The sequence below is a fragment of the Vibrio sp. IB15 genome (assembly GCF_016406055.1).
GTDB lineage: Bacteria > Pseudomonadota > Gammaproteobacteria > Enterobacterales > Vibrionaceae > Vibrio > Vibrio chagasii.
Genome location: NZ_JAEFCE010000102.1, coordinates 1 through 7,903, shown reverse-complemented (window position 1 = coordinate 7,903; position 7,903 = coordinate 1). Strand labels below are relative to the sequence as shown.

The following is a 7,903-nucleotide window of genomic DNA, read 5'->3' as shown; positions in this document are numbered from 1 at the left end:
GACTCGCTACCCAATTAATCGCAAAGCAGCTCCGCTTAAGTGAACTACATTGCGATAAAATCGAGGCTTATAGTGATTCAATTATCATTAGTGCAGGGTGCTAAAAATGAGCAGGATCTAAATCGAATTTATTGTGCTGGGTGCACCTGAGGAAAGCTCATCGTCGGGTGCTTTTCTACGATGCTTTTATATCCATAAACATCCTCAATCATTGACGGCTTGAGCGCTTCCCAAGGGCTGCCATCACACACTAAATTACCATCTTTCAATACCACCAATCGGTCGGAATACTGAGCCGCTAAGTTTAGATCGTGCAACACCACGATAACGGCTGCATTATGATTGTCTGCAAGTTCTCTCGCGATCTTTAGCGTGTTGTGCTGGTGGGCAAGATCCAATGCAGAGGTGGGTTCATCAAGCATCAAGATGCATTGGTCGCCAGAGTGGTGGAGTTGAGTGAGTACTCGAGCCAAGTGAACTCTCTGCTTTTCACCACCGGACAGAGAAGGGTAAAGCCTCTCTCCCAAGTGGGATACATCGGCGATGTCCATCTTTTGGTTCGCGATGTTGGTCAGAGTCTTGTTTGACTCTTGCAGTGGAATACCACCAAGTTCAACAACTTCGTGTGCCAGAAATGGGAAGGTCAACGTGCTGTGTTGAGGAAGCATAGCCAAGTGTTTTGCCAACTTGTGTGAAGGCCATTTGTCTTTAGCATGCCCAAAATATTGAATGTCGCCGGTACTTGATATCTCTTGGCACAAGGCTTTGAGGAGTGTGCTTTTGCCTGCGCCATTTGGGCCAAGCAGCGTGGTGACCTTTCCTGCTTCAATCTCTATGGATACGCTATCTAGTATCTTTTTGCTGCCGAACTTTACTTCAATATCGGTCGCTTTTAACGCTGCAGGAAACATTAAAGGATTCTCCCTTTCTGTTGGAATAGTAGGTACAAGAAGAAGGGCGCACCAATAATCGCAGTGACAATACCTACTGGCAGTTCTGCTGGGGCAAGAGCAACGCGTGAAAACATATCTGCCGCTGTTAACAGTAGTGCGCCTAGTACCGCTGATAAAGGTAACAGAACTCGGTGATCAGGACCTGCGAGCATGCGACCTAAATGTGGGATCACAAGCCCGATAAAACCAATCATGCCAGATAGGCTTACCGTGATACCCACACCTGCTGCCGTCAGTAGAATCAGTTGTCGTTTCAGTTTTTGAACTGGAATCCCCAGGTGTTGAGCTTCTGATTCACCTAGGAGTAGGGCATTCAGAGACATCGCTTGTCGGTAAAAAACGACGAACAGTCCAACGAGCGTAATTGCAGCAAGTATAATCCCCGACCATTTAGCGCCAGCTAATGAGCCCATCGACCATAGCGAAAGGTCACGCAGCATTTGATCATCAGCGATGAAATTTAAGAAGCCTATCCCTGCACCTGAAAGTGCGCTGATTGCGACACCTGCTAACAGCATGATAGTTACTGAAGTTCCGAATTTGCCAGTACCAAGTTTGTAAACCAACAGGGTGGTCAAAGCACCGCCCAAAAAAGCAAATACAGGTACTGCGGCAAAGTTCATGAATGCCGGATATTGAAGCGAAAGCTCAGAAAACAGAACGATAGCTAATGCTGCTCCCAAGGCTGCACCGGCAGATACGCCAATGATACCAGGCTCAGCCAGTGGGTTGCGAAATAGCCCCTGCATGACGGCACCGCATAGTGCGAGAATGGCACCAATTAGCATGCATAGTATGGTTCTTGGCAGTCGAATTTCTTGGATCACCAAGTTGATGTGAGGTGCTAAGTCATTGTTTGGTTGAATTAAGCTTGTGGCGCTGTCCGCTAAGCTAATGTTCATTGGCCCAACAGTAATCGAGTACAGCGCGACAAAAACTAGGGTAGCACCTAGGCCTAACATCGATGTTTTCAGTGGGACGGATCGTAACAACATAAAGGGCCTCAATATCTATCTCTAACTTTAATCCCCTTTACTAACAACGTGAGTCTGTGGTGAGGGGGAGTGGATTAGCGATAGCAGAAATAGGGTGGTCGAGTTATAGCGGGTAAATAAGTGCGTTTAAACGCTTGGCTTCAGAGAGACTTTCTAGGCCAAGCCCACCAACCAAAGCACTGCCATTCACGGTGATGATTTGCTTGTTCATACCTGCAGGGGTTGCCGCTAACATGGGTAATGATTTAAGAATCGCATCAGCGCCGCCCATTTTTTGGTAACTACGGCCACTCACTAAAATGACATCAGGTTGCATCTCGACAAGCGATTCCATTGATAATGGTTTGTAAGATGTAAGGCTTTGAGCGGCTGGGTTGATACCGCCAGCCAACTCAATGATCGCATTTGGTGATGTTTCACCGCCAGCAACGTTCGCAGGGCGACCTTCGTGCAGCAATAGGAACAGTACTTTCTTGGCTTGGTTACTTGGTACTTGATTCGCTTTAAGTGCGGCAATCTTTTGATTCACATCGGCTTTAACTTGCTGTGAGTGATCTTCAGTGTGTGTGATCTTTGCGATTTGATCGATACGTTTTAGTAGTCCTTCAACGTTAGCCTCAGTGTTAACGATTTCGACATCGACGCCCGCAGATTTCAGTTGAGAGATCGCGTTGTCCGATCCCATCTCATCAGAACCAATCAGTGTGGTTGGCTCTAGAGCAAGCAAACCTTCAGCAGATAGGTTTCTGTGGTAGCCGATCTTAGGCAGTTTTTCAGATTGAGGGAAACGACTGGTCACATCAATGCCAACCAATTGTTCTTCTGCGCCAAGCGCTAAAACCAATTCTGTAACGGCGCTGCCAGCACTGATGATTCGTGGTTGTTCAATGTCGTTAGCCATCGCGGTTGGTGCGCTAAGAGCCAAGCTCATTGCTGCCAATGAAAAGAGAGAAGTCTTGGTCTTTAGTTTATTGAGCACGTTTAAGTTATTCATAATAAGTTCTTTATATCTTTTTGTATCGCGAAGAAACTCAGTGAGCAGTCCGTTCGCATGTGAGTTCTAATCAATGGAGATATTCAGGTCCGACTACTTGGTCTTAGTTACTAAGAGCCAAATCTTCTGAATATCGCGTGTCGCTCTAGCCATCGTCAGTGAGTAATTGAGTTGCAGGAATTCCATTCTCTTGAAGGAAAGACAGCAGTTTCACTAGGTTCTCCACGTTGGCGGCTTTATCCGCGCCAATGATGATCGGCTTTTTATCCGTTGAACCTGTCTCTTCGAGCAAGGCGATCTTGAAATTTTCCCAGTCAATGTATTCTTTTCCGTTGATAGCCCAGTAAGGTTCATGGTCTAAAATATTGACGCTAATCGAATCTTTGTGGACCTCTGAAACGTTTTTTACGTCCGAACTTGGTAGGTCAACTTCGAGTGATTCCAGCTTTACCGAAGCTGTAAGCAGTAGAAAAACCATCACAATAAAAATGATGTCGAGCAGAGGCGTTAAGTCTGGAGTTAGGCTCTGCGTATGGGATGAGTTTGGCGTTTTAATCATGCTTGGCTCACATTACCTACAGAGGCTTGGTTTGCAGACGCATGATTTACATCGCCAGACTGGTTTGTTTGAATAGACATGCCTTCTAGCCATACATTTACGTAATTCAGAGTGTGTTCTAGTTGAGCAAGCACTCGGTCAGCCCAAAGGCCCAATAGTTGTGCACCTGAAATAGCAGGCAGTGCGATCATTAAGCCAGCAGCGGTTGTTCTCATTGCCAATCCAAGACCGTCTGCTAGATCATTTGGTGTGATGCTGCCTGTTGTCGCGGCAACACCTTTGAACATTTCAATAAGGCCAAGTACCGTGCCAAGCAGCCCAATCAGTGGGCTAATCACGCCGATTAAGCCAAGCAGTCTTAGGCCTGCGTGCAATTGGTGGCGTTTTTCTTGTAGCCAGATCCCCGCAGCATCTTCACGTAACCCTTTTGAGAAAGAGTGGTGAGCAAGCAACATTGACACGCCCTTGTACAATAGCGGTCGTTTACCTGAAATCGACTGAGCAAGCGCTTCAATTTCTTGGCTGTTGGTTGGTGATATTTGGTTGAGCTCGCGGCGAATAGCGCGCTTGCCAACACCAATACTGAGCATGACTTGGAAGATTCGCTCAGCGATGATCATTGCCGTGAGTGCTGAACAGATAAGTAAAGGCCAAGTCATTAAGCCAAGTTGATCTTGTAAGTAACTGATTTGTTGCATGATTAATCCAACCTAAAACGAACAGGTATTTGCACACGGTGAGCGATTGCTCGGCCGTTGACAGTGTGAGGTGAGAACTTCCATTGTTTAATGGCTTCTAATGCGGCGTTATCGAGCATCAGTGCACCTGATGAATTTACTAATGCTTGTTTAACTTGTTTACCTTCAGCGTCTAGCCAGATCTCGTAAGTAGCTACACCCTCAATACCACGACGTCGTGCTTGGCGAGGGTAGTTTGGCGGTGTAGGGCGAGCAGCAAAGGATGGCTTCGTGACCAACACTGGCTCTTGGTTTGAGACGCCTTGGTTTACTTCCTGAGGCTGGTTGGCAGAATCTTCCATATTCTTATCGACTTTCTTGTCGGCTAACTTTTCAGGTTGTGGTGTTGATTCTGTTTTTGGTCGTTCTTTCTTCACGACCTTTTTCTCAGTCACATGTTTCTTTTGAACCGGTTTCTTCTCGATTTTCTTTTCAACGACCTTTTTTTCTACTTTCTTTGGCTGTGGCTTGTTGGTGATCGCCTTTTTCTTAGGTGTTGGTTTAGCTTGCTTGGGTTCAGCGGCTTTTGGCTCCGCTGGTTTATGCTCAGCCTTTGAAACAGGTTCTTTGATTGGTTCTGGTTCAACCGGTTCGGTGACGGTTTTTTGTTGAGCTTGAGAAGGCATGCTCTTTGGAGTGAAGTTGATCGATACCGTGTTCGATTGGCTACCTGCAGGCATCGCAAATACTTTGGATTCTTGAGCGACAAACAATAGTGCCGCATGAATCACTAACGATGCGCCGCCTGCAATAACATACCTAGGAACGTTCACTTTCAATCCTTTACCAAATCTAAATTCTGTAGCAGATTATTGCTTAGAATCTAAATAAGATCAATTATCAATTGCATTATCATTTACGCCTATTTATGATTCTCTGAGTTTTTAGCGAATAGTCTTCCAGACTTTGCTATGTAAGTGTTTAGAGAGATTATATGAGTCTTAATATTTATAAATTTGACGAATCAATCTTGGGCGTTTCTAGCCCTGATCCGCTTCGTTTTGCGTTTGCCAAAAAGCATTCTGCACACGCCGGAGGAAGCTCAATTCTGGTTGAACCGAGCAAGAAGTTGGAGCTCTTTGATGAGTTGATGCTGAGTGAAGGGAAAAAACAGGATAAGCGTTGCTTGTATATCCATATTCCTTTTTGTCGAGTGCGTTGTACTTTCTGTAATTTTTTCCAAAATGCGGCAAGTCGCAAATTGGTAGACGAGTATTTCGATGCATTGATGGTCGAGCTCAAGCAAAAAGCCAACACACCATGGGCTCAGTCTGGATTGTTTCATGCCGTTTATATCGGTGGGGGAACACCAACCGCTCTGTCGCCTAAACAAGTCGAGCTATTAGGTAAGGCTATTCGCCAACACTTCCCTCTAGCAAACAATGTGGAAATGACCTTAGAAGGGCGCATCAACCGATTCGGCGATGATATGTTCGACAGTGCACTTGAAGGTGGCTTCAACCGTTTCTCATTTGGTATTCAGAGCTTCAATACTAAAGTACGACGTAGCGCGAAACGTTTAGATGACCGTGAAGTGGTTCTAGAACGTATCAGCTTTTTAAGTCGTACTGAGCAAGCACCGATCGTTCTTGACCTACTGTATGGATTACCTTATCAGTCGATGGATGTGTTCCAACAAGACCTAGAAGACTACATGTCGACGGGCGCACACGGCATTGACCTTTACCAACTGATTGTTGGGGGCAGTGCCCCTATGCTTAACCTCGTTGAGAAAGGAAAGATCCCGCCACCAGCCAACACACCCGACAAAGCAAGCATGTATTTAGCGGGCGTTGAGTTTATGGCTAAGCACAAAATTAAACAGCTGAGCGTGAATCACTGGACTCGCGATAACCGAGAACGCAGCATTTACAACAGCTTAGCGAAAACTTATGCCGAAGTGCTTCCGGTTGGTTGTGGTGCTGGTGGCAACATTGGCGGCCATGGTGTGATGCAACATCGAACTTTAGATAGCTACATGGAGTCTATTAAGCAAGGCCAATTACCTATTGCCATGATGACTAAGCAGAGTGCTTTGGAACCGATGTTCTCAACGTTAAAGGCAGGTTTCGATTCTGGTGTTGTTAGACGAAGTACGCTACCAAGCTTTATGGGACAAGAGACATTCGACTATTTAAAACCGCTGTTCGAACACTGGGAACAGAATGGTTTAGTTGAGCTATCTGAAGACTACCTGACTCTCACAATCGCTGGCAGCTTCTGGGCAGTAAGCCTAGCTCAGAGTGTTATTAAAGTACTTAACGCTGAGTATCAAGCGATGCACCCAGCGCCGAAAGCATCAGTTTCGGGTGTTCACCCGCATGCAAGCTTGAAGCACGCTTAATATCGAATTTTCATTTTATAACTTACGTAATTACTTGTTTATACGGAAATATATCCAATGACAGATACAACATTAGAAGTAACCGAAACTCTAGAGCAACGTGTCGCGCACATCCTAGAGGAAGAACCAAAACTGCTGCCAACTGCAATTGCAGAGAAGCTTGGCGTTTCAGAGGTTGAGGTAGTCGCTGCTTTTCCAAACGACATGGCAGTGATGCTAGATGGCAGCCGTGCTCAAGAAATCTTGGAAGGCTTAGTGGGTTGGGGACCAGTGACCACGATCGTACACTCATTTGGCTCAATCTTCGAAGTAAAAGCGCCGTTCCCGAAAGGCAAAGTAGCGCGTGGTTACTACAACCTTATGGGCAAAGAAGGCGAGCTTCATGGTCACCTGAAACTCGACAACATCAAGCAGATCGGTTTGGTGAGCAAAGCGTTCATGGGTCGTGAAAGTCATTACTTCGGTTTCTTCAGTGAAACGGGCGAGAACATTTTCAAGATTTACCTAGGCCGCAATGAAAAACGAGAGCTTATTGCTGACCAAGTAGAACGCTTCAAAGCACTAAAAGAACAAGCTTAAAAAGAATCAGCAGTAATAGTTAATAAGACATCAATGCTCGAGGATCGTTTAGTTTGCTAATGATCGCTCAACCTCGGGCAAACATAATAAATCAGAGAAAGCGAAGTAAGGAACTACCCATGGAACAGCAAGTAAAACAAGAACGTCTACAAGGTCGCCTAGGTCCAGAAATTAAAGAGTTTCGCCAAGAGCGCCGTACCCTTCAACTGGCAACGGTTGATGAAGAGGGCCGCCCGAACGTGAGCTACGCGCCCTTCGTTCAAAACCAAGAAGGTTACTTTGTTCTAATTTCTGATATTGCTCGTCACGCTCGTAACTTGAAAGAGAACCCACAAGTTTCTTTGATGATGATTGAAGATGAAGAGAGCTCAAAGCAGCTTTACGCACGTAAGCGTTTAACGTTTGATGCACAAGCGAGTGTTGTCGAGCGTGAAACAGAACTTTGGACTCAAGTGATTGGCCAGATGCAAGAGCGTTTCGGTGAGATCATCGATGGTTTGAGCCAGCTTCAAGATTTCTCTCTGTTCAATCTTAAAGCAGAGAACGGCTTGTTCGTTAAAGGCTTTGGTCAGGCATACCAAGTATCGGGTGACGATCTAGTAGATTTCGTTCACTTGCAAGAAGGCCACAAAAAAGTATCTAACGAGTAACCTTATGTAACTGGTTATTTAAGAAGCCCTCCAATGTGAGCAATGTAGATCAGATAAGGATCGGTTGACCGATCCTTCTTCTGAGAGATAAT

The 7,903-nt window shown here is 45.6% G+C and carries 9 protein-coding genes; 3 read left to right on the top strand and 6 right to left on the bottom strand.

What is annotated here, in order from left to right:
* Nucleotides 1–128: 128 nt before the first annotated feature.
* The 6 genes from JC606_RS22405 to JC606_RS22380 all read right to left on the bottom strand — a co-directional run bounded on the left by JC606_RS22405 (nucleotide 129) and on the right by JC606_RS22380 (nucleotide 5,011).
* Complete coding sequence (locus JC606_RS22405; RefSeq protein ID WP_102425009.1) at nucleotides 129–911, bottom strand: heme ABC transporter ATP-binding protein; 783 nt, start codon at nucleotides 909–911, stop codon at nucleotides 129–131.
* Nucleotides 911–1,948, bottom strand: coding sequence for a FecCD family ABC transporter permease (locus tag JC606_RS22400; protein ID WP_198779475.1), 1,038 nt, complete (start codon nucleotides 1,946–1,948; stop codon nucleotides 911–913). Before JC606_RS22400 ends, JC606_RS22405 begins: the two co-directional genes overlap by 1 nt.
* Nucleotides 1,949–2,051: 103 nt before the next feature.
* Nucleotides 2,052–2,942, bottom strand: a complete 891-nt coding sequence (locus JC606_RS22395) for a heme/hemin ABC transporter substrate-binding protein (protein ID WP_137406693.1) — start codon at nucleotides 2,940–2,942, stop codon at nucleotides 2,052–2,054.
* Nucleotides 2,943–3,087: 145 nt separating this feature from the next.
* A complete protein-coding gene (locus tag JC606_RS22390; RefSeq protein WP_102425006.1) occupies nucleotides 3,088–3,501 on the bottom strand; it encodes an ExbD/TolR family protein in 414 nt (137 codons plus the stop codon).
* On the bottom strand, nucleotides 3,498–4,199 hold the full coding sequence (locus JC606_RS22385; RefSeq protein ID WP_137406694.1) for a MotA/TolQ/ExbB proton channel family protein: 702 nt from the start codon (nucleotides 4,197–4,199) through the stop codon (nucleotides 3,498–3,500). The genes JC606_RS22390 and JC606_RS22385 overlap by 4 nt, the downstream gene beginning before the upstream one ends.
* Before the next feature lie 2 nt (nucleotides 4,200–4,201).
* Nucleotides 4,202–5,011, bottom strand: coding sequence for an energy transducer TonB (locus JC606_RS22380; protein ID WP_198779474.1), 810 nt, complete (start codon nucleotides 5,009–5,011; stop codon nucleotides 4,202–4,204).
* Between the two features lie 161 nt (nucleotides 5,012–5,172).
* Between JC606_RS22380 and hutW the strand changes: the two genes are divergently transcribed.
* The 3 genes from hutW (at nucleotide 5,173) to hutZ (ending at nucleotide 7,811) form a co-directional block, all read left to right on the top strand.
* A complete protein-coding gene (gene hutW, locus JC606_RS22375) occupies nucleotides 5,173–6,582 on the top strand; it encodes a heme anaerobic degradation radical SAM methyltransferase ChuW/HutW (protein ID WP_137406696.1) in 1,410 nt (469 codons plus the stop codon).
* Nucleotides 6,583–6,639: 57 nt separating this feature from the next.
* Nucleotides 6,640–7,161, top strand: coding sequence for a heme utilization cystosolic carrier protein HutX (gene hutX / locus JC606_RS22370; RefSeq protein ID WP_137406697.1), 522 nt, complete (start codon nucleotides 6,640–6,642; stop codon nucleotides 7,159–7,161).
* A gap of 119 nt (nucleotides 7,162–7,280) precedes the next feature.
* A complete protein-coding gene (hutZ, locus tag JC606_RS22365; RefSeq protein ID WP_102295703.1) occupies nucleotides 7,281–7,811 on the top strand; it encodes a heme utilization protein HutZ in 531 nt (176 codons plus the stop codon).
* Nucleotides 7,812–7,903 lie beyond the last annotated feature (92 nt).

Excerpts from the sequence above, each read along its gene's own strand:
- hutZ (WP_102295703.1), top strand. The coding sequence starts at position 7,281 with ATGGAACAGCAAGTAAAACAAGAACGTCTACAAGGTCGCCTAGGTCCA.
- hutW (WP_137406696.1), top strand. The coding sequence starts at position 5,173 with ATGAGTCTTAATATTTATAAATTTGACGAATCAATCTTGGGCGTTTCT.
- JC606_RS22390 (WP_102425006.1), bottom strand. The coding sequence starts at position 3,501 with ATGATTAAAACGCCAAACTCATCCCATACGCAGAGCCTAACTCCAGAC.
- JC606_RS22405 (WP_102425009.1), bottom strand. The coding sequence starts at position 911 with ATGTTTCCTGCAGCGTTAAAAGCGACCGATATTGAAGTAAAGTTCGGC.
- hutX (WP_137406697.1), top strand. The coding sequence starts at position 6,640 with ATGACAGATACAACATTAGAAGTAACCGAAACTCTAGAGCAACGTGTC.
- JC606_RS22400 (WP_198779475.1), bottom strand. The coding sequence starts at position 1,948 with ATGTTGTTACGATCCGTCCCACTGAAAACATCGATGTTAGGCCTAGGT.
- JC606_RS22395 (WP_137406693.1), bottom strand. The coding sequence starts at position 2,942 with ATGAATAACTTAAACGTGCTCAATAAACTAAAGACCAAGACTTCTCTC.
- JC606_RS22385 (WP_137406694.1), bottom strand. The coding sequence starts at position 4,199 with ATGCAACAAATCAGTTACTTACAAGATCAACTTGGCTTAATGACTTGG.